Annotated in this window: 14 protein-coding genes; 7 read left to right on the plus strand and 7 right to left on the minus strand. The window is 68.1% G+C overall.

Translation table 11 applies throughout. The features are described from left to right. Positions 1-29: 29 nt before the first annotated feature. Complete coding sequence (locus MPARV_RS23005) at positions 30-626, minus strand: DnaJ domain-containing protein (protein ID WP_051012036.1); 597 nt, start codon at positions 624-626, stop codon at positions 30-32. Between the two features lie 177 nt (positions 627-803). Here MPARV_RS23005 and MPARV_RS0116295 point away from each other — a divergent pair, with 177 nt between their 5' ends. Next, positions 804-1,067 (plus strand): phosphoribosyl-ATP diphosphatase, encoded by a 264-nt coding sequence (locus MPARV_RS0116295; RefSeq protein WP_012229275.1) that lies wholly within the window; start codon positions 804-806, stop codon positions 1,065-1,067. A 58-nt stretch (positions 1,068-1,125) separates the two neighbouring features. Next, positions 1,126-1,962, plus strand: coding sequence for an ATP phosphoribosyltransferase (gene hisG, locus MPARV_RS0116300; RefSeq protein ID WP_031278942.1), 837 nt, complete (start codon positions 1,126-1,128; stop codon positions 1,960-1,962). A gap of 6 nt (positions 1,963-1,968) precedes the next feature. Here the strand turns inward: hisG and MPARV_RS0116305 are convergent, their stop codons facing one another. Genes MPARV_RS0116305 through MPARV_RS0116315 form a run of 3 tightly spaced genes read right to left on the minus strand, consistent with a single transcriptional unit; the run spans position 1,969 to position 5,766 of the window. Further along, a complete protein-coding gene (locus tag MPARV_RS0116305; RefSeq protein WP_157789688.1) occupies positions 1,969-3,150 on the minus strand; it encodes a CapA family protein in 1,182 nt (393 codons plus the stop codon). Next, complete coding sequence (locus tag MPARV_RS0116310; protein ID WP_020379029.1) at positions 3,140-4,528, minus strand: M18 family aminopeptidase; 1,389 nt, start codon at positions 4,526-4,528, stop codon at positions 3,140-3,142. Before MPARV_RS0116310 ends, MPARV_RS0116305 begins: the two co-directional genes overlap by 11 nt. Then, a complete protein-coding gene (locus MPARV_RS0116315) occupies positions 4,528-5,766 on the minus strand; it encodes a CapA family protein (protein WP_020379030.1) in 1,239 nt (412 codons plus the stop codon). Before MPARV_RS0116315 ends, MPARV_RS0116310 begins: the two co-directional genes overlap by 1 nt. A gap of 164 nt (positions 5,767-5,930) precedes the next feature. On the opposite strand from MPARV_RS0116315, the gene gltB reads away from it, so the two are divergent. The 4 genes from gltB to MPARV_RS23895 all read left to right on the plus strand — a co-directional run bounded on the left by gltB (position 5,931) and on the right by MPARV_RS23895 (position 14,820). Next, positions 5,931-10,541 (plus strand): glutamate synthase large subunit, encoded by a 4,611-nt coding sequence (gltB, locus tag MPARV_RS0116320; RefSeq protein WP_020379031.1) that lies wholly within the window; start codon positions 5,931-5,933, stop codon positions 10,539-10,541. 10 nt (positions 10,542-10,551) lie between these two features. Beyond that, complete coding sequence (locus MPARV_RS0116325; RefSeq protein ID WP_012229286.1) at positions 10,552-12,012, plus strand: glutamate synthase subunit beta; 1,461 nt, start codon at positions 10,552-10,554, stop codon at positions 12,010-12,012. Positions 12,013-12,124: 112 nt separating this feature from the next. Then, positions 12,125-13,963 (plus strand): sensor histidine kinase, encoded by a 1,839-nt coding sequence (locus MPARV_RS0116330; protein WP_085951987.1) that lies wholly within the window; start codon positions 12,125-12,127, stop codon positions 13,961-13,963. A 2-nt stretch (positions 13,964-13,965) separates the two neighbouring features. Continuing rightward, positions 13,966-14,820, plus strand: coding sequence for a DUF742 domain-containing protein (locus MPARV_RS23895; protein WP_020379034.1), 855 nt, complete (start codon positions 13,966-13,968; stop codon positions 14,818-14,820). A gap of 45 nt (positions 14,821-14,865) precedes the next feature. Here the strand turns inward: MPARV_RS23895 and MPARV_RS0116340 are convergent, their stop codons facing one another. Beyond that, complete coding sequence (locus tag MPARV_RS0116340) at positions 14,866-15,672, minus strand: TIGR03084 family metal-binding protein (RefSeq protein WP_012229290.1); 807 nt, start codon at positions 15,670-15,672, stop codon at positions 14,866-14,868. 72 nt (positions 15,673-15,744) lie between these two features. On the opposite strand from MPARV_RS0116340, the gene MPARV_RS0116345 reads away from it, so the two are divergent. Continuing rightward, on the plus strand, positions 15,745-16,644 hold the full coding sequence (locus MPARV_RS0116345; protein ID WP_020379035.1) for a glycosyltransferase family 2 protein: 900 nt from the start codon (positions 15,745-15,747) through the stop codon (positions 16,642-16,644). Positions 16,645-16,650: 6 nt separating this feature from the next. Here MPARV_RS0116345 and MPARV_RS0116350 read toward each other — a convergent pair whose 3' ends face one another. Together MPARV_RS0116350 and MPARV_RS0116355 are read right to left on the minus strand one after the other, a co-directional pair. Next, positions 16,651-17,886, minus strand: a complete 1,236-nt coding sequence (locus MPARV_RS0116350) for a glycosyltransferase family 4 protein (protein ID WP_020379036.1) — start codon at positions 17,884-17,886, stop codon at positions 16,651-16,653. Next, positions 17,883-22,298, minus strand: a complete 4,416-nt coding sequence (locus tag MPARV_RS0116355) for an alpha-(1->3)-arabinofuranosyltransferase domain-containing protein (RefSeq protein WP_157789689.1) — start codon at positions 22,296-22,298, stop codon at positions 17,883-17,885. Before MPARV_RS0116355 ends, MPARV_RS0116350 begins: the two co-directional genes overlap by 4 nt. Between the last annotated feature and the right edge of the window lie 29 nt (positions 22,299-22,327).

Consider the following 22,327-nt stretch of genomic DNA (forward strand, 5'->3'; position numbering starts at 1 on the left):
GGTGGTTGTGCGCTCAGGTGGTTGTGCGCTCAGTCGGTGAGGGGCGGGCCGAGTTCGGCGGCCGCCTCGCAGAGATGGTGTGCCAGCAGGCGGGCGACCGCGTCGGGATCGGGTAGGTCGGGACGCGGCGGTCGGCTCCACGGCTCCATCGAAATGAACACCTCGGTGCCCGCGGCAACCCGTCCCTGGAGCGACAGGGTGAGGGTGACCACCGGGCCGTCGACGAACTCGACCAGTGCCTCGACCAGTCCTGCCGCCATGTCGAGGAAGGTGACGTCGCCAACCCGGTGGGCGGCATCGATCAGCCACAGCATGACCTCGTCCGCAGGGGCGGCGGCCATGACCGACGACCCGGTCGCCCACGCCGCCAGGGGACCTGTGATCGGGGGGTCTGTGATCGGGGGGTCTGTGATCGGGGGGTCTGTAACCGGGGGGTCTGTAACGGCCGGTTCGACGCTGAGCACTTCCCAGGCCTCGATCAGTGCCATGGCGCGGGCGGAGGTGCCCGGAGCAGGGTTGACGTCGGGGTGATGACGACCGATCTGTGCCCGGAAGGCCGCACGCACCTCGTCGTGGGTGGCCTGCGGGCTGACGCCGAGCAGGGCGCGGGCGTCGGACGGTGTCATCGGAAGCGGCGCCGATGCCGAAGGAGTGTCACGGCGGCACCGTAGCGACTTGGAGGCCGTCGTCGAAGAATGGTCTTCCAACGATCGAGCGGCGCGGCGCCGGCAAGGTGGCGGGCTGGGGGTTGTGGCGAACCTCCGGTAGGTTCCTGCGTCCATTCGACGATCACCGGGACGGCGATGAAGCGATTCGAAGAGCTCTTTGGTGAGCTCCAGACCAAGGTGGCTGCGGGCGACCCTGACTCCGGCACGGTGGCGGCGGTGGCCGCCGGGCCTCACGAGGTGGGCAAGAAGTTGGTGGAGGAGGCGGCCGAGGTGTGGATGGCGGCCGAGCACGAGGGCCCCGCACGGACCGCTGAGGAGATCAGCCAGTTGCTCTATCACCTGCAGGTGATGATGCTGGCCACCGGCTTGAGCCTGGAGGACGTGTATGCCCACCTCTGAGCCGTCCACCGCTGAGCCGTCCACCGCGAACCTGACGGGGGCCGACCCGAAGGCACCAATGCGGGTGGCGCTGCCCAACAAGGGGGCCCTCTCCGAGGAGGCCGCCGAGCTGATGAGTGAGGCCGGCTACCGCCTGGGCCGCTCGGGCAAGGCGTTGCGGGTGTACGACCGGGATGAGTCGGTGGAGTTTCTCTTTCTGCGTCCCCGGGACATCGCCATCTACGTGGGCAGCGGCGTGATCGACCTGGGGATCACCGGGCGCGACCTGTCCAGCGACAGCCAGGCGCCGGTGGACGAGGTGTTGTCGCTGGGCTTCGGAAAGGCCGAGTTTCGTCTGGCCGCTCCTGCCGGTTCCGGATTCGCGCTGGTTGACGGGGCCCGAATTGCCACCTCCTACGACGGGCTCCTGGGCGCCTACCTGACGAAACAGCGCGTGGAGGCGTCGATCATCCACCTGGACGGCGCCGTCGAACTGGCGCCCAGCCTGGGCGTGGCCGACGCGGTGGCCGACGTGGTGCAGTCGGGCCGCACCATGGCCGACGCGGGCCTGGAACTGATCGGCGAGCCGCTGCTCGCCTCGGAGGCCGTGCTGATCACCCAGCGCGGGCGGAAGCCCGACGAGGCCGCCCGGGTCATGGTCGAACGCCTCCGCGGCGTGGTGGTGGCCGCCGAGTACCTGATGGTGGAGTACGACCTGCCTGCGGAACTGATGGCGGAGGCCACGGCGGTGGCCCCGGGCATGGAGGGCGTCACCGTGACGCCCCTGGCGCGCGAGGGCTGGGTGGCGATCCGGGTGATGGTGGCCAAGGCCGAGGCCAACGTCGTCATGGACTCGTTGTCCCGCATCGGAGCGAAGGCGATCCTTGCCAGCGATCTGCGGACCTGCCGGCTGTAGCCGTCGCTAACCGTCGCGCCGGTCGGCCGTGAGATCGGTGCAGGTTCGGAGGGCGTTCCAGTCGTTCATCAGGCCCCGATAGGGCCGTACGTCCGGCGGGACGGGTATCGGCTGTGCGTCATCGTTGATCACCGCCGGGATCCAGCGGTAGCCGTCGATGCGGCGGCCGGTGGCCGTGACCTCCAGCAGTCCGCTGTGGCTCGCAGCCGGGGAACTGGCCGAGAACAAGAAGTTGCCCAGGCCGTAGCCGACCAGCGCCGAGCCGTAAAAACCGGCGCCACCCACGCGGTGTTGGTGGCCCCCGACGACGATGTCGGCGCCGGCCTCGGAGAGCGCGTCGGCCAGCGCCAACTGGACATCGGTGGGACACGGCACGTACTGGGTACCCCTGTGGATGAGCACCACCACCGTGTCGGCATCGGTGCGGGCGGCCCGAACGGCCTCGACGAGACGGTCGACCCGTTTGGCCGACGACAAACCGGGCTGAGAATCGGTGGCGGTCCAGGTTTTGACCAGCTGTGAATCGATGACCTCGGTGGTGCCGAGCACGGCGATGCGTTGCCCGTTCACCTCGAAGACGTGCGGGGCGTAGGCGGCCGCCTCATCCCGCCCGATGCCCACCACGGGGAAACCGTCGGCGTCGATCGCATCGAGGCTCTGGGCCAGGCCGTCGACGCCAAAATCGACGGCGTGGTTGTTGGCCATCGACACGCCGTCCACCCCCGCAGCGCGAAGCGCATCGAACACCTCGGGTCCGGTGGAGAACGTGAACTCCTTGTCTTCGGGAGTGGCCGGGCCGGTGGTGATGGCGGTCTCCAGGTTCAGCAATGCCAGGTCGGCACCCGTGAGTTGCTCGGTGATCGGCCCGAAGACCGAAGCCGGGTCGGCCTCCAGCAACTTGACGCTGGGGCCCCGGATGGCCGTGTCGCCGCCAAAGACCATGGTGACCGCCTGTCCGGAACCCGTGCTGGGGGCGACGGGCGAGGTGGGCGAGGCGGTGGCCGACCCCGGGTTCGCCGTCGTCGGTGCCGAGGAGGCCGTCGAACCGGGCGATCGGTTCGCTCCGGAGCAGGCGGCGAGCAGGACGGCGAGCACGACGCTCGCCGCCGCCCGAGCCGTCGCGCCCGTGAGCGGCGCTGGAGCGAAACGTCGGTGGCGCACGCGTCGAACGACCCGCTCAGCAGCCAAGCCAGGAGGCCAGCAGCCGGGCCAACGGTTGAATGTCGTCGACCGCCATCAGCTCGCGTGCCGAGTGCATCGACAACTGAGGTGCGCCCACGTCGACCACACCAACGCCCAGCGAGGCGGCCAGGGTGGGGCCGATGGTGGAGCCACATGGCAGGTCGCCCCGGTGGGAGTACGTCTGGAGGTTCACACCCGCCCCTGCGGCGGCGCGCTGCAACAAGGCGGCCGTTCGGGCGTCGGAGGCGTAGCGCTGGTTGGAGTTGACCTTGAGGGCCGGGCCGGCGCCGGGAGCGATGTGGTGACCCGGCTCGTGGCGGTCGACGTAGTTGGGGTGGGTGGCGTGTGCCATGTCGGCCGAGGCGATCACCGTGCCGCCCATGGCAGCGCCCACTGCCGGGCCGCCGGGTGTGGCAGCGGCGCCCTCGTCCGCCGAGAGGATCACGGCCTCGACGAGTCGAACGATCGCTGCGGAGGCCGCACCCACGCCACTGGTGGACCCCACCTCCTCGTGGTCGGCCAGGATCAACATCGGCACCGTGGCGGCGTCGCTCGCAGCGGGCGAGGATGCGGCCTGAACCATGGCGTTGACGCCGGCCCAGGCCGAGCAGAGGTTGTCCAGCCGCGGAGCCGCGAGGAGCTCGCGGCGCCTGCCGAGGAGTGCCGGCGGGGTGAGGTCGTGGGTCATCAGATCCCAAGCGAGGATCAGGCTGGGATCGACCTCGAGCTCCTCGGCCAGCCAGCCCTTGAAACCGGCGCCATCAGCGGCAGCTCCGACGGAGGTGGGGGCGGGGGCGCCCCCGCCGTGGGCGATGCCCCACACCGGGGTGAGGTGCTGTTGGGCGTTCAGCTTGAGGCCGTCGGTGTGGATCTCCCGGTCGAGGTGGATCGCCAGTTGGGGCACCCGCAGCAACGGTTCGTCCCAGCGCACCTCCCGCATCGTGATCCCCTCGCGGGAGGTTGGATGGTCAGACGCCGGATCATCGGTGGCAACTGGCTGGGCGATGGCGACCCGGCCCGACAATCCGAGGTCACGGTCGAGCCAACTGTTGAGCAACGCGCCGCCGTAGACCTCGACGCCCAACTGCTGCCATCCGGCCACCGAACGATCGGGCTGCGGCCGGACGCGCAGGTTGGGGCTGTCGGTGTGTGCTCCGACGATGCGCAGCGGGGCGTCTGCCGCCTGGCCACGGCGACACCAGGCCGCAACGAAACCCTCGTGGCGCACCACCACCGGACCTTCCGCCGGGAACGGAGCGCCCCATCGGCTTGACGTGAACCCGGCGGCCACCAGGCGTCGGGTGGCCTCGCCGGCCGCATGGTAGGGAGAAGGTGAAGCCTCGATGAACCGAATCAGGTCATCGGTGGTGGTGGGGTTGCCCATCAGGACACCGGCTGGGGTTCGGCGGTTGCCGCATCGGTGAGGCCGGTGCAGCCGCGCAGCTCATTCCACGATGCGGTCAGGTTCTGTGCCGCTGCGGCGTCGGCCGGGATGGGCTGATTGGCGCCGTTGATGAGCGCCGGCACCCATTCGTAGTTGTCGATGTGCCGACCGGTGGCCGTGACCTTCAGCACGCCGGACCGGCGGCCCAGGTCGGAGTTGGCCTGAAAAAGAAAGTTGCCCAGGCCGTACCCCACGAACGCGGCGCCGGAGAAGCCACCTGACATCACCCGGTGGGCGTGCCCGCCAACCACGATGTCGGCCCCGGCGGCGGTCAGCTTGGGGGTCAACGACTGTTGGGCCTCGTTCGGACAGGTTTGGGTTTCGGTGCCCCAGTGCAGGAACACGATGACGGTGTCCGCATTCTTGCGAGCCTCGCTCACGGCCTGAACGAGCCGATCCTCGCGCTTGGCCGAGGCCAGACCGGCATGGTCGGCGGTGGCGGTCCAACTTTGGATGAACGAGCCGTCGAGCACCTGGGTGGCGGCGATGACCGCAAGGCGCTGACCGTTCACCTCGGCGATGTGGGGGGCGAAGGCCTCGGCGTCGTTTGCACCCATACCGATGATCGGGAAGCCGACCTCGTCGCGGACCTGGAGCGACTCTGCGAAGCCGGATTCCCCGTAGTCCATACCGTGGTTGTTGGCCATGGACACCACGTCGATACCGGCGGCCTTGATGGCGTCAAACGCCCGAGGCCCGGTACTGAACGTGAACTGCTTGCCCACCGGCGATCCGCCACCCTTGGTGACCGCCGTCTCGAGGTTGGCGACCGTGAGGTCGGCGCTGGAGAGGATGTCGGTGACCGGCCCGAAGACCGACGCCGGATCGGCATCCAACCGGGATCCGGTGGGCCCCTCGAAGTTCATGTCGCCTGCAAAGGCGATGGTCACCGGCTTGCCCGATCCAAGGATCGGGTCGCGCCCGTCGTCGGGCTTGGTGGTGGTGGTGATCGCGGCCTCTCCGCCGGTTGAACCCGGCGCCTTGGCCGTTTTGGCGTCGGAGGGCGTGGCACCGGCGGACTCCGCCGGCGTCGAAGCGCCGGTCGCCTCGGAGGCCGTCACGTCCGCTGACGTCGTGCCACCACAGGCGACCAGGGACAGGCCGCCAAACAGCATCAGGGCGAGCGCCCCGCGGGGGAGGGGCGGGTTGTGAGCAGGCCGGGGGTGCTTGAACGCCATCCTCCGACTCTACTGAATGGGGCGCTTGGGGGGCCTTCGGCAGCGGGCCCCGGCGGTGAGGGGCCAAGTGGTCGGCTGGAGGCTGGGCGCGTCGATCGATAGTATGGGTGAGCCGGGCCAACGTCGTCCCGAGCCGTCCCTCGCTCTCGCTTGGAAGGCTCCAGATGGACCGTCACGTTGCCGCCGCCCACGGGCTGTACGCCCCCGACTACGAACACGACGCATGTGGAGTCAGCTTTGTGGTCGACCTCCAGGGTCGTCGATCACATCGTCTCGTCCAGCAGGCCCTGACGTCGCTCGAGAACCTGGAGCACCGCGGTGCAACCGGGGCCGAGGAGAACACCGGCGACGGCGCAGGGATCCTCATCGGCGTTCCCGACCGCCTGATCCGCGCCGTCGTCGACGCCGAGTTGCCTGAGGCCGGCCACTACGCCGTTGGAATCGGGTTCCTCCCGACCGATCCGACAGCGGCGCGAGCAGCGATCGATCACATCGAGGCGCTGGTGGCCGATGAGGGCCTAAGGACGGTTGCCTGGCGGGACGTGCCGATCGATGCGTCGATGATCGGCGGTTGGGCCCGGGAGGTCATGCCGCAGTTCAGAATGCTGATCGTTGCCGATCGCAGCGATCGTGCGGGCGGACCCCGTGGTGGCATCGACCTGGACCGGGCGGTCTATCCGCTGCGTAAGCGAATTGAGCACGAACCGGCTGACGGACCCGAGTCGGAGGTGTACTTCGCCAGCCTGTCGTCGCGCACCCTGGTGTACAAGGGCATGTTGACCACCCCCCAGCTGCGAGGCTTCTTTGGGGACCTCACCGACGAACGCACCGAGTCGGCGCTGGGCCTGGTGCACAGCCGGTTTTCCACCAACACCTTTCCGTCGTGGCCACTGGCCCACCCCTACCGGTACGTGGCCCACAACGGCGAGATCAACACCGTGCAGGGCAACCAAAACTGGATGCGTGCCCGCGAGGCCATGTTGCGAACCGACCTGATCGAGGGGGACCTCAACCGGCTCTTCCCCATCTGCACGCCCGGGGCCAGCGACACCGCCCGGTTTGACGAGGCGCTGGAGCTGCTGCACCTGGGCGGCTACAGCCTGCCCCACGCCGTGCTGATGATGATCCCCGAGGCGTGGGAGAACCACGAGTCGATGGACCCCAGCCTGAGGGCCTTTTACAAGTACCACTCCTGCCTGATGGAGCCGTGGGACGGACCGGCGTCGATCACCTTCACCGACGGCACCCTGGTGGGCGCCGTACTGGACCGCAACGGGCTGCGGCCCAGCCGCTACTGGGTAACCGAGGACGGCCTGGTGGTGATGGCCTCTGAGGTGGGCACGCTGGATCTCGACCCCACCACGATCGTTCGCAAGGGACGCCTTCAGCCGGGGCGCATGTTTCTGATCGACACCGAGGCAGGGCGGATCGTCGAGGATGCCGAGATCAAGGCCGAACTGGCCAACGCACACCCGTACCAGCAGTGGCTGGACGCCGGGCTCATCGACCTGGAGGCATTGCCGACCAAGCCCCACGTCACCGAACGCCCGTTGGACACGCTGCGGGCCCAGCAGGTCTTCGGCTACACGTTGGAGGAGATCCGGCTGCTGCTCACCCCGATGGCGCGCAACGGCAAGGAGGCGCTGGGCTCGATGGGCACCGATACCCCCATTGCGGTGCTGTCGGACCGGTCCCGGTTGTTGTACGACTACTTCAGCCAGTTGTTCGCCCAGGTGACCAACCCGCCGCTGGATGCCATTCGGGAGCAGTTGGTGACCAGCCTCGGCAAGGTGTTTGGGCCCGAAGGCAACGTGTTGGACCTGTCACCCTCCGACGCCGAGCTGATCGAGTTGCCCTACCCGGTGCTGCACAACGATCAGCTGCGAAAGCTGCGCGAGCTGGACGACACCGAACCCCACGGGTTTCGTAGCCGGGTGCTGTACACGCACTTCAGCGTGGCGGACGGTGGCACTGGGCTTGCCGCCGCCCTGGAGCGACTTCGCGCCGAGGTGTCGACGGCGGTGGACGACGGCGTCAACGTGGTGATCCTGTCCGACCGGTTCTCCACCGCGGACCGGGCTCCCATCCCGATGCTGCTGGCCACCTCGGCGGTGCATCATCACCTGGTTCGTACCAAGCAGCGCACGCGGGTGGGCCTGATCGTCGAGAGCGGCGAATGCCGTGAGGTGCATCATTTCGCCACCTTGATCGGCTACGGCGCCGCCGCCGTCAACCCGTACACGGCCTTCGACACGATCGAGAACCTGGTGGCCGAGGGTCGGCTGGGTGCCCTGGGTTTCGACGAGGCGGTTGACAACTACATCAAGGCCGCCGGTGGGGGCATCCTCAAGGTGATGTCGAAGATGGGCATTTCGACGGTTGCCTCCTACACGGGCGCGCAGATCTTCGAAGCGATCGGCCTCGGCCACGACGTGGTGGACGAGTACTTCACCGACACGGTGAGCCGCCTGGGTGGCGTCGGCCTGAACGAGATCGCCGAGTCGGTGAGGCGTCGCCACGCCCGGGCCTGGCCGAATCGGCCCGAAGAATTGGCGCACCGGCCGCTGGAAGCGGGTGGCGACTACCAGTGGCGCCGGGAGGGCGAGTACCACCTGTTCAACCCGAAGACGGTGTTCAAGCTGCAACACGCCACCCGGTCGAAGAGCTACGCCATCTTCAAGGAGTACACGTCGCTGGTGAACGACCAGTCGGAGCGCCTGGCCACCCTGCGAGGTCTGTTCACGCTCGACACCGAGGCCCGGCCGTCGATCCCACTCGATGAGGTCGAGCCGGTGGCGTCGATCGTCAAGCGGTTCTCCACCGGGGCGATGAGCTACGGCTCGATCTCGGCAGAGGCACACCAAACCCTGGCCATCGCCATGAACCGGCTTGGGGCCAAGTCCAACACGGGCGAGGGCGGCGAGGACGCAGATCGCTATCTGCCCGACGCCAACGGTGATGACCGGCGCTCGGCGATCAAGCAGGTCGCCTCGGGACGTTTCGGTGTGACGTCCCACTACCTGACCAATGCGGACGACATCCAGATCAAAATGGCGCAGGGTGCCAAACCTGGCGAGGGTGGACAGCTTCCCGGCCACAAGGTGTATCCGTGGATTGCCAACACCCGCCATTCAACGCCGGGCGTCGGTCTGATCAGCCCGCCCCCGCATCACGACATCTACTCGATCGAAGACCTGGCCCAACTGATTCACGACTTGAAGAACGCCAACCCGGTGGCCAGGGTGCACGTGAAGCTGGTGGCCGAGGTGGGCGTGGGCACCGTGGCGGCCGGCGTGGCCAAGGCCAAGGCGGATGTCGTGCTGATCTCCGGCCACGACGGTGGCACCGGCGCCAGCCCGCTGACCTCGCTGAAGCACGCCGGTGCACCCTGGGAGCTCGGCCTGGCCGAGACCCAGCAGACGTTGCTGATCAACGGGCTGCGCGACCGCATCGTCGTGCAGGCCGATGGCCAGCTGAAGACCGGCCGTGACGTGATGATCGCAGCGCTACTGGGCGCCGAGGAGTTTGGGTTTGCCACCGCACCGCTGGTGGTCTCCGGCTGCGTCATGATGCGGGTGTGTCACCTGGACACGTGCCCGGTGGGGATCGCCACCCAGAACCCGGAGTTGCGGGCGCGCTACAGCGGCCAGGCCGATCACGTGGTGAACTTCATGGAGTTCATTGCCGAAGAGGTGCGCGAACTGCTCGCCGAGCTTGGCTTTGCCACCCTCGAGGATGCTGTTGGCCACGCGGAGCTGATCGACGCACGGCCTGCAGTCACTCATTGGAAGGCGAGAGGTTTGGACCTGTCGCCCATCCTGTTTCGGCCCGAACCGGCCATGGGCACCGAGATCCATCACACCACCGATCAGGATCACGGCCTGGACCGGGCGCTCGACAACACGCTGATCGAGTTGGCCCGGGGCGCGATCGCCGACGCCGTGCCGGTGCACCTGACGTTGCCGATCCGCAACGTCAACCGCACGGTGGGCACCATGCTTGGACACGAGGTCACCAAGGCCTGGGGCGCCGACGGCCTGCCCGATGACACCGTGCACGTCGACTTCACCGGGTCGGCCGGCAACAGCTTCGGAGCGTTTCTGCCCCGCGGCATCACCCTGGCCCTGTGCGGGGACGCCAACGACTATGTCGGCAAGGGCCTGTCCGGGGGCCACCTGGTGGTGCGCCCACCGCTGGAGGTCCACCCGGGTTTCGTCGCCGAAGCCAACATCATCGCCGGCAACGTCATGGCCTACGGGGCCACGGGCGGCGAGATCTTCGCCCGGGGCGTGGTGGGGGAGCGCTGCTGCGTTCGCAACTCGGGTGCCCTCGTGGTGACCGAGGGCGTGGGTGATCACGGCTGCGAGTACATGACCGGTGGACGGGCCGTCATCCTCGGGCCGACGGGCCGCAACTTTGGCGCCGGCATGTCGGGCGGCATCGCCTATGTGTGGGACCCCGATGCCCAACTTGGGCTCAACCACAACCCCGAAATGGTGGAGCTGACACGTCTCGATGACAGAACGGTCGGCGATGATGCCGGGCAGGCCGGGGACGGAGCGTTTCTGCGCGAGGTCCTCGAACGCCACCGTGCATTGACCGACTCGGCGGTGGCAGCCCGGCTGCTCGACCGCTGGGCGGAGGCCGTCGGCGAGTTCGTCAAGGTGATGCCCACCGATTACCGGCGGGTGTTGGACGTGACGGCCAAGGCAGCGGCGGACGGGCTGGACACCGACGCAACCCTCGAGGCCGTCATGGCCGCAGCACGAAGTTAAGGAGTTAATGATGGGTGACCCACGCGGGTTTTTGGAAGTGAACAGGGAGTTGCCGCCGCCTCGCGCCGTGCCGGTGCGCCTCAAGGATTGGCGCGAGGTCTACGAGGACTTTCCCGCCGGTTCGCTGGAGGCGCAGGCCAGTCGCTGCATGGACTGTGGGGTTCCTTTCTGCAATCAGGGCTGTCCGCTGGGCAACCTGATCCCCGACTGGAACGACCTGATCTACCGCAGCCGGTGGAGCGAGGCCATCGAGGCGCTGCACGCCACCAACAACTTTCCCGACTTCACCGGGCGACTCTGCCCCGCCCCATGCGAATCGGCATGCGTGCTGGGCATCAATGCCGACCCGGTCACGATCAAGCAGGTGGAGTTTGAGATCATCGATCGGGCCTGGGAGGAGGGCTGGGTTCGCCCGGTGCCGCCCGGCCACCTGACCGGAAAATCGGTCGCCGTGGTGGGCTCCGGCCCGGCGGGGCTGGCGGCGGCCCAACAGCTCACCCGGGCGGGCCACCTGGTGACCGTCTACGAGCGCGCCGACCGCGTCGGTGGTCTGCTCCGCTACGGCATTCCCGAGTTCAAGCTGGAGAAGCGGGTGATCGACCGGCGCCTGGCTCAGATGCGGGCCGAGGGCACCAGGTTTGTCACCAACACCGACGTGGGCGTCGACGTCTCGGCGGCCGAACTTCGCAGCGGCTGTGACGCCGTGGTGTTGGCCGGCGGGGCCACCAACTGGCGTGACCTGCCCATCCCGGGTCGCGAGGCCACGGGCGTGTATCAGGCGATGGAGTACCTGCCGCTCTCCAACCGTGTGCAGGAGGGCGACTTTGACGAGCCGTCGATCTCGGCCAGGGGCAAGGCGGTGGTGATCATCGGCGGCGGTGACACGGGGGCCGACTGCCTTGGCACGGCCCTCCGCCAAGGGGCCACGTCGGTGCACCAGTTCGAGATCATGGAGCGGCCCCCCGACCTACGCTCCGATGCCCACCCCTGGCCCGGCTGGCCGTTTACCTACAAGGTGTCCTCAGCTCATCAGGAAGGGGGCGAACGCATCTATGCGGTGTCGACCAAGGCATTCCTCCTCGACGACGCCGGCCGCCTGCGGGGGCTGCGCTACGTCGAAGTGGAACAGCACCTGGTCGATGGGCGCCCCAGCTTCGATGAGGTGCCGGGCACCGAGACCGAACTGCCGGTGGAACTGGCGTTCCTGGCCATGGGCTTCACCGGACCCGATGAGTCACCGCTGCTGGCTCAACTTGGGGTGGAACGCGACGCCCGGTCCAACGTGGCACGCGACGACACCTACTCCAGCAGCGTCGACGGGGTGTACGTGTGCGGCGACATGGGTCGGGGACAGAGCCTGATCGTGTGGGCCATCGCCGAAGGGCGAGCCTGCGCTGCGTCGGTGGACAGGGCGCTGATGGGCCACACCGACCTTCCTTCGCCGGTCCTGCCGGGCGACCGCCCCCTGTAGGTACCCAGCCACCGCCCTCCTGAGGACGGAAGCCTCACAACCCCTGGCCTTTGTCCGATGGAACGAGGACGGTCCACCACGGCTCGTCGGCTCGGAATCGGGAGAAGCGTCGATGAAGACTCGCTTGAGGGTTGGGAGACGACTCCTTGTCGTCGTTGCCGTGCCCCTCATTGCACTGGGTGTGCTCACCGCCGTCTTCGTGAGCGGGCAGCGTGAGCAGCGCTCCTTGGCGCTCAACGACCGTGCGCTGGTTCGTGCGTTCGCCGACGCTGGGCGGGCTCAGGCGGCCCTGCGGGCCGAGCAGGTGCTGTCGGCGTCCTTCATGGCCTCCGGTGATCCCGCAACGGCCGACCAACTCGCCGGCGCTCGATCGACCACCGACGAGGCCTTCGCCAGGTCGACGGCCGGCCTGGCTGCGGTTCACGTCGAGGACCCGGACGGCAGCGTTGCCCGGCTGAGTGCCCGGTACCGCGCCATGGTGTCGGAACTGCCCAACGTTCGATCCCTGGTGGAGAACACAGGTCAGGACGACGCCGTCGATCGCCTTGAGGACCTCGCCACCCGAGCCGATATCGCAACCGAAATGAGCACGTCCCTGGCCGGCGCCACCAGCCCGGCCATCGACCTTTCGGCCGGCCTCGTGCTGGACCAGACCATGGCGGCCAACGGCAGCCGGTTCGCCTACGCCGTGCTGGTCAGCGCCCCCGGTGAGGTCGACAAGGTGGCCCAGGACCGGTTCGAGGTTGCAGGTGAGCGCCTCGATGCGCTGAACCTGACGTCCCGCACCACGCCGGCCGATGCCGCCGAACGGGCAATTCTCAACCGTGCGCGACACACCGAGGCGGTCCGTCATGCCGACGGGCTGATGCAAGCCTTGGATACGAAGGCACCCGCCGACGAGCGCCCCACCGACTCGGCCAAGCTCGGCTCCGATGCCGTGGCCGCCATCATGGCCTTCGATACGGCCCAGACCGAGGTGCTGGACTTGGCGCTGAACGCGTCGGCGGTGCGGGTCGCTGAGGCCACCGACACGATCTGGATGGTCGTGGCCATCGCCGCCGCAGGCCTGGTGTTGACCGCACTGGTTGCCTGGGGCGTCAAGCGCTCGCTGGACAACCCGGGCATCGTCCCGCCGAAGATCAACGACCTCGGTCCGGCGGGTGCCGATGCGTGGATCAACCTGGCCCGGCGCAACCAGGGCCTGCTCGACCGCCAGATTCGATACCTCGACTCCCTGGAATCAACCGAGCAGGATCCGGATCAGCTGGAGCGACTGTTCCATCTCGACCATCTCGCCACCCGCATGCGCAGAAACGAGGCGTCGATGTTGCTCCTGGCCGGGGCCGAACCATGCAGACAACGCTCCAGGTCGGTGCTGCTCACCGACGTGGTGAGGGCGGCCATCGGGGAGGTTGAGGACTATCAACGTCTCGATCTTGGCGAGATGGCGAAGGCGAACGTGCGTGGCAGCGCCGCTGCAGACCTGACCCACCTGTTGTCCGAGCTGATGGAGAACAGCACCCGGCACTCGTCGCCGGAAACCACCGTGGGGGTGGCCGGCCGGACCACCCCCGACGGTGGCTACGCCGTGACCCTGACCGACGACGGACCGGGCATGGACGCCGAACTCATGTCGGAGGTCAACGAACGGCTCGCCTCCCCGCCGGAAGTGGGCCCGAGCATGGGGTCGGGCCCTTCGCTTGGTTTCCTGGTGGTCGCAGCACTGGCGGCCCGGCACCGGATTTCGGTGCGATTGTTGCCGGGCCGGGCCGGGGGCGTGATCGCAGCGGTGACGTTGCCCATGCACCTGGTGGAGCCGATTGCGGCGCCTGAGGGCGGGCCAGGCCCGAACGCATCTCCAAAGAACGCCGAGGCCCACCCGGTTGTGCCCGGTCAGTCGCTGCCGGTTCGGGGCCATGGCGCCGCGCTTCGGGCAGAAGTTGGTCGCTGACGATGTTGGACCACCCCTCACCCGAGGTTGACAACGGCGACCACGAGCCGCATCTGGGTGGGCGCCTCATTCGCCCCTACTCGGTCACGAAGGGTCGAACCCGGCCTTGCTTCGACATCCCAATCGAAACGTTGGTGCGCTCAACCGGGCGAGCGGCCGCCCCCACCCTCGGCGCTGAGGAGCGTTCGATCCTGGCTCTGCTCCGCGGGCCGATCTCGCTTGCCCAGATCGCGGCCCGCCGAGGTTTGGGCCTGGGTGTGGTGCGGGTGCTGGTGGCCGACCTGGTTGTTTCGGGCATGGTCGAGACCGTTGAGAGCCGAGCGGCGCGGTCTGGTCGACAGGCTGAAGCGCCCTCCGGATCGATGACCCCGCCGCCCCCGGTGACGGTTCCCGTGAAGATCGTGGTCGCCGGAGGCCTCGGCGTGGGTAAAACCACCTTCATCAACTCGGTTTCAGAGACTGAACCCCGGACCGCCGAGGCGGCGACGGACGTTGGTCGGGTCACCCTGGGCGACGACCTGATCGTTCATCTCTTCGGGGCCCCGCAACAGGAGCGCCTGCTCTCGGGATGGGACGACCTGATCTGTGGAGCGCTCGGCGCGGTGGTGCTGGTCGACACCGGTCGGCTCTCAGACTCGTTCCTGGTGATCGACTCGTTCGAGCGGAGCGGCCTCCCGTTCGTCGTCGCAGTGAACTGCTTCTATGCCAACGCCTACCATTCGCTCGTGGAGGTTCGAGAGGCACTGACCGTGGCTGCCGGCGTCCCGATCTTCTACACCGATGCCAGAAGGAACGGCGCCACCAGGAACAGCCTGCTGCAACTGGTGCAGTACGCACGGAGTCGGGCGGCGAGCTGACCCCACGCCCGCACCGAGGGCGAATCGTCGAAGCTTGGCGAAGCCCTACGTTGGGACCGGAGGGTCGGTCGGTGGGCCGGCGAACGCCTGGGCCTGGGTCATCCAACCGAGGGCATCGTCCCCCACGACCCGAAGCGAGGTGTCGTCGACGTGACGGCGTTGGGTGACCACCAGGCAGAACTCCTCGGCGTCACCGGTGACCTGCTGGGCGGCATGCTCGGGTCCGAAGGTCCACCGCTCGCCACCAGGGCCATCGAGTTGAACCCGCAGTTCGGTCACCGGAGCATCCATGCCCCGGTTGACATACGACCAGCCCCGGGTGAGAAACCCCAAACGCGCGATGTGGGCCAGGCGAGCGGTCGGTTCCCGAGCCACCCCGACCGCGTCACAGACGTCTTGGCCGTGGGCCCACACCTCCATCAGCCGGGCGGTCAGAAACGAACGCGAACTCATCGACGGTCCGAACCACGGCACCCGGTCACCATCGTCGAGTGACATGGCTGCGTCGCTCAGTTGGCTGCGGCCCCGCCGCCAGGTCGCCAGGAGCTCCGCCGGTGTCAGCACCCGATACTGCTCCAGCGTGTGACGGTCCATCGCCTCGGCGCTGTCCGCTGCCGAGCCGGTGCCCAAGGCGCCGATCAGCGCCTCCACCTCGGCGGTGAACGCGTCCGGGTCGCCCATCGCCGTCACGGCCGCACGATCGAAATAGGTGAGGTGGGCCACCTGATCGGCGACGCTCCAGCGCGGGCTCGGGGTTTGGAGTGACCACTGCTCGTCGGTCAACGGAGCCAGCACGTCGTCCAGCGCCTGTTGCTCGGCGGTCAGGTCACGGTTCAGTTCTTCGGTGTTCAACGCTGTGTCTCCAACTCGACGGCCCCCGGCTTCATTTGGCGGGACCGTACCAGCCCGGGGGAAGCTGAGCGCGTGCAACGATTCACCGGGCTGCTGATCCATCGGAACGCATCGGATTCGCTGCTTGGCGTCTTGGACTCGTGGCTGCTGCAAGCCGGCCTGGAGCGGCTGATCGTGGTTGACAACGGCTCCGGCGCGGACCACCTCAAGGCCATACGCGAGGCCATGGCGGCCCACGCGGGGGGCCCGGTGGCCATCGAGCTGTTGGAAGCGGGCGGGAACCTGGGGTTCGGCCCCGGCGCCAACGCAGGGCTCAGGCATTGGTTGACCACCCACGACACCCAATGGGTGGCGTTGGCGCCCCATGACGCCGCACCGGCCGACGATTGCCTGGCGCTCATGGGGGCTGCGCTCGGGCGACGCCCCCGGGCGGGCCTCGCCTGTGCCGACGTGGGCGATGGCTCGATCCCCGTGATGGACCCGTATTTTGGAGGTTTGGTGATGAAACCTCGAAGTGACGCTGGGGCGCCCGGCCCAGATGGGTGGGAGGAGGTGGACTACCCCCACGGCACGCTGATGGTGGCCCGCCGGGCGACGCTGGAGGAGATCGGCCTGTTCGACGAGCGATACTTTGCGTACTGCGAGGAGGCCGACCTGGGCATCCGTGCCCGCCGGCACCATTGGAGGGTCGGCCTGGTTCGCGGGGCCCGCGTGACCAACACCCATCTGGGCTCCAGCGTGGCGCTGGTCGATTACCTACAGCACCGCAACACGTTGCTGCTGGTGCGCACCCACTCGGGCCGTTACCACGCGTTCATACGGCTGTTGATCAGCGCCTACCAGCTGCTCGATGGAAGCGTGCGCCCGACGCGTCGGCCACTGGTGTTTGACGCCGCAGCTCGCCGTGACGGGGTCAGGGACTACCTGCGGCACCGCTTTGGCCCGCCTCCGAGCCGGTACCTTGGCCGGTAGCGCGGGCTACGCCCCGCCGGTGGGTCGAGCAGAACTCACCGAGCCGGTGCAGAGCACCTCGAGGTTGGCGATGGCGGTGTGTTCCCAGGTGAGCTCTGCGGCCCGGGCGAGCGCGCCGGCCTGAAGCCTGGCCCGCAACGTGGCGTCGCCAAGCAGGCGAACCAGGCCGTCGGTGAGCCCCTCCTCACCGTCACAGAGCAGCCCACTGAGTTCGTCTCGGGTGGCGTCGGAGTGACCGGCGATGTTGGTGACGACCGCCGGGGTACCGCACGCCGCCGCCTCGGTGAGGGTCATGCCCCAGCCCTCCCGTTCTGACGCCGATGCCACGCACCATGCGGATCGGTACAGCCCAATGAGCTCGTCGTCGCTGACGTGGCCGGCCAGCCGAACCCAGTGGTGACCACCAACCTCGTCGATGGTGGCCACCACGTCGGGCCGGGTGTAGCCCTCACCGACGATCACCAACTGCAGGTCGCCGATGCGCTCTCGGGCGCGAGCAGCCGCGCGAATCAACATGGGAAAGCGCTTGACCGGCGCCAGGCGTCCCACCGCCACCACCAAAGGGGTGTCGGAACGTGACCCACCGGGGCTGTAGCGGGCATCGATGCCGGGCTCGACCACCCCGACACGCGCGCGATCAAAACCGAGTTCGTCGATCAACTCTGCTTCCGATGACTGCGACAGCGTGACGACCGGGACGCGTCGATAGAGCGGGGGAGCGAGGCGTTCCTCCAACAGCCGACCGACCCGGCCCAGCGTGTCGCCCAACGCCATGTTCCACATGGGGCCGTGCACGTGATGCAACCACACCGCGTGCGGGCCCCGCCACCACAGCGGTGAGGCGAAGGGCATGCCGTTCCAGATTTCGACCAGCGCATCGCAGGGGCCGTGTCGTCCGGTGATCTCGGCTGCCGCAGCACGAGGAAAGACGCCGTACCGAGACCCGCGGCGCACCACCCGGTAGCCGTCTCGAAAACCCACGGCGCTTCGCCCCACCGATGCCGAGGAACGCATGGTGATCTCGAGGCCGGCCTGGGCCCACAGGGCCGCCACGGTCGAGGCATGCACCTCCGACCCACCGGCCTCGTCGTCGTCCAGGTCACGCCAGCCCAGCATGTGGATTCGACGAACTCCGGCCTGGTCGGCCAACTCCACCATGCGTGCCCGGCCGGCGTCGCTCAGCGGGCCCGCATCGACCGTCGGGCCGGTGGAAATCGGCGCATTCAACGACGTTTCGGTCAAGGTTCTTCCTCCGTATCGTCCATGGTTCGGCGCCAACCACCGAGCAGGCCCTCGACCAGCACGTCGACGGCAACCATGGCCAGGGAGACCAAAACCAGCAGGTGAGCGGCCGGGAACAGGTTGGGCCACTCAAAGCCCAGTTCGTAGCCGTTGCGCAACTGCTTGGCGATCACGTACAACGCACCGAGGGCGTATCCGCCGACGCCCACCGCCCGAAGAACCGGCCACGTGGCAGGTCGGACCAACACGGCAAACGTGAGGACGCCTGCGAGCACGCCGATCGGAACGCCAAAAGCCGCGATGCCCGCCAAGCCGGCGATCACGGCCACCACAGCGGCCTTGAGGGCCGGGCGCGGCACGCCGAATCGGTCCATGGGTGGAAGCGCCAGTACCCGCGACACCCGGGCTCCGGCCAGGTTGCGTCGCCCGGCGAGCAGGTTCGGGTCGAACGCCGCAACCGCCAGGGTGATCAGCACTCCGAACAGCGAGAGCGCCAAGGCAATCCAGACGGTTCGTTGCGGGGTCCACTCGACGACGAATGTGGCGTCCGGGCCGACCTTGGCGGGATCGATCCTCCACCCGTTGGCGAAGCCGTTGACCAGGGTTGAGGGCCCCAGGTCGGTGCCGTCGGACGTGGTGAGGTGCCACCCCGGATTGAACGACTGGCCCATGACCAACCAATACGGCTCGGTGGCATCGGAGACCGATGCCCGGTACGTGAGGCGGGAGGTTCGTTTGGTGGTGGTGGCCGGTGGAGCAGCGGTTGGGCCTTGCGGTTGCACCCCGGCCTGCGTCGGGCGGTCGGGCGACGTTGGCGTCACGGCCGAACCACCGGCGGCCGACCGAAGCCACAGCTCGTCGATGTCCACGCCCGTCTTGAGGCCGGGGGTGGTGCGCAGCAACGATGGCTTGGGGCCCAACTCGATGGTGGGCGCCGCGGCCTTCGACCCGCCGGTGTCGCAGCTGCGAATGGGCACCGGAATTCTGTCGAGGAGGTCGTCGGTGGTTGCGTCGAGCACGATCCCAACGGGAGTGCCGTCGAGCGAGAGCAGATCCTTGCGGCACGTGGGCGCCAGGCGCGGCGGGGCGGGCGGCACGGTTGGGCCTCCCCAGCCCACCTCGGCGATACCGATCGGCAGGTTCACCGTTGAGTGGCTGAACCACTCACGGGTGCTTCGAGGCCGAACCTGGTCGATCACCAGGCGCAGGCTCGTCCCGCTCACGGACTTGGGCAACGCCAACCGAACGGTGGTGGTGTCACCGCGCTGGTCACCCGGCTCGGCGGCTGGGATGTCGATGGGGGCACCGGCACCGTCGGCGCCTTCGAGATGGATGACCGATGGCGTGGAATGCCGGCCGTCGTTGAGGTAGGTGAACTGGAGGTCGTTCACCGTGATCGCCTTGGGATACTCAAAGTTCAGCCAGAGGCCGGCGCCTTGGTTGACCGGTCCCTGCCAGGCGGTGGACGTGTCACCGTCGTTGGCCGAGGCGGAACGAGCCCGAAGGTTGGGCAGCCGGGCCTTCGAGGACGCTGTGACACCGCCGTTGGAGGCGTCGGGGATGCCCAGAATGGCGTCGATGCTCTCGTCGGGTTGCTCCAACGGCACCCGAGCCAGCCCCTCGACGCCGAAGGTGCGCGTGGCGGGCACCGACAGGGTTCGCACCATCGACGGCTCTTCGTCGTCGAGCACAACCTCCTCCGGATTGGCTGCGGCCCGCTTCAGCACGATGGCCAGCGGACGGTTGGTGCCGGCGACGCCAAGCGTGTCCAACAGGTCCGTCGGCGGGCGAACCACATCCTCAAGGGTGGTGTCGGCCACCTTGAGCTCGGCGATGCCCACCTCGGACACCTTGCCGTAGTCGGCCAACTCACCCACGTTGGTGTCGAGAATCTCCAAACGGAGTCGCTTGAAGGTTCGCTTCGGGAAGTCGATCACCTGACCTTCCGGGCTCAGCGACTCCTCGCCCAGGTCAACATGAATCGGGTCGGTGAAAACGCCCGAACCATCGTCGAAGCTGAGCTCCACCTCGGTCATGTAGCGGTTCACCTTGCGCTGGCTCTGCACGAGGGTGGCCGTGTCGGTGGTGACCGGGGAGTCCCAGGTGAGTTGCAGCGCATCCTCGGTCAGCTTGCCGAACGCGCCGGTTCGCCACGCCGTACGCAGCGAGCCGTCGACCGCGAAGGCGGGCTTGTCGCCCGGGGTGTAGCTGACCCCGTTCCCGTAGGTGGTGGCGTCAACGGTGGCTCCGCCGCGGGTCTCCACCACGCTCTGTGTGTCGGTGCCGGCATCCGGGAACACATCCAGGCGGTTGTCGGTGACGTCGGGGATGATCGGCTTGCGGTCGGCCCGCTCGGTGTAACCGCGGTTTTCGCGCACCGAACCCCATCGCAGACCCTGCTTGCGGTTGGAATCGGTGACCACCAGTTCGGCCCCCGGTTCGGCGGCCAGCGCGCGGAGCGCGTCGGGATCGTCGGCGAAGGTCGCGGAATAGAAGACCGGGCGGTCAGGGTCGACCAGGTTGGCGCCGGCGGCGGACACCAGGCCGTGGGCGTCGCCCGCCACCAGTAGCGGGGCATCCGCCGACTCGGTGCGCAGCATCGGCCGAGGATCCTCCACCGGAAAGACACCGACCGAGGGCGGGTCCGGCAGCGTCGGGTCCATGCCCAGTTCGATCTCGTCGATCAGCGGGACGACGGGATCGGGCGCGTCGGACACGTCGGGGCCGAACCACTCGGGATCGCCCAGGCCCGATACTTGAAGCATCTGGTCCCAGAACTTTCGCGGCCGGGGTGAGCGGTACCGTCCGAAGCGAAGGTCGTTCCGGGTGACCAGGTCGCCCACCGACATCATCTGCAATATGGGGCCGAGCGCGGCAGGGTTGACCGTGCCCTCCTGGTAGGGCAGGTCGACCGCCATCATCAATTGGGCCGAAGCGAACGACCCGTAGGGGATCAACTCGCGGGCAGCAAAGTCGCGATCGATCAGCCCCGGCGTGATCGGGTCGACCGTGTTGCCCCAGGTGTAGCTGGCGAAGTCGATGCCGGGCATCGCCAGCACCCGGGTGTCACGGTCGCCGGCATCAAGGCGTGCTGCCACCTCGTTCCAGTATTCGGGGATGTTCTCTGAGCGCTGCAGGTTGTTGTCGACCATGCGGCCCTGAAAGAGGGGAGCCTGATTGATTCCGATCAGCGCCACCACGGCCAGCGCAACGGGCACCCTGAGGCGTGGGCGGACCGTCGCCACCGCCGAGATGCCCGCCGCCAACAAGACGGCCCCGCCGAGCGCCAACAGCGGGATGGCGCGGGGGGTGGATCGAAACGCAAGCCCCGCGTCGGTGCCGGTGGCCGCCTTGAAGATCGCCCCGGCGGGTGTCGGTGACTCGTAGGGGTGCGATGCGATCGAGATGAGCGCACCGACGACCACCATCATCACGAAGTAGGCCCGGTAACGGAAGCGGGTGAACAGCGCCGACAGCACCACCAGGCCCGGCAGCAGGAAGCTGACGGTGAGCACCAGTGGGTTCTGCACCATGGTGACCGCCCCCGAGATCCAGGGGCCAAGGGAGTCGCTGCCGTAGAAGAACCAATAGCCGAGCCCCCGCATCACCTCCGGTGCGGTCGATGCGGTGGCCACCACCTTGTAGGTCTCGGTGTAGTCGAGGATCGGGATGCCGTAGTTGCCCTGCAGCATCAGCCCGGCCATCCACCACAGCGAACTGATCAGCGTCAGCGAGCCGATGCGGGCTCCGACCGCCAGCACACGGCCCCAGGTGACCTCTCGTTCCGCGAACAGCGCGTACGCCACCCACATGGCGGGGCCGACCAGCACCAGCAACAGCGAGGTCGCATTGATCCCGCCGACCGTCAGGGTGATCAGCGCGAATGCGGCCGGATCGCGCCAGCCGCCACGACGCAGGGCCCGAATGGTGAACCCGATCAGCCAGGGAAGCCCGGCGAACGGCAACAGGATGATCGAGATGCGAGCCCCGTAATGCAACAGGAAGGGGCTGAGCGCATAGGAGAACGCGGCGACCGTGGCGCCGGGCAGCTCCCAGCGCAGCGTGCGCAGCATGAAGCGGACGCCCATGCCCGCGGCGAAGATGATCGTGCCCAACCAGAGCCGCTGAGCGATCCAGTCGGGCGCTCCGAGCGTGTCGAAGAACCAGTAGAACGGGCCCGACGGCCACAGGTAGCCGATGTTCTGGTGGGTGACGGTGCCAAGACCAACCCCGGTTTCCCAGAGCCAGGGAGCGTCGGCCAACAGCTTGCCCGGATTGAGGTAGAGGTAGCTCTTGGTGTCGGCTCCGACCTGGCCACGGTGGGTCAACAACAACGGCACGTAGGAGACGAGGGCCAGCGCAGCGATCGGCCAAGGCCTCCACTGCTCCAACCTGCCGAGGAGCCGTCTCATGACCCGGGAGATGATAGTGGTCTTCACGC

Source organism: Candidatus Microthrix parvicella Bio17-1 (assembly GCF_000299415.1).
Lineage (GTDB): Bacteria > Actinomycetota > Acidimicrobiia > Acidimicrobiales > Microtrichaceae > Microthrix > Microthrix parvicella.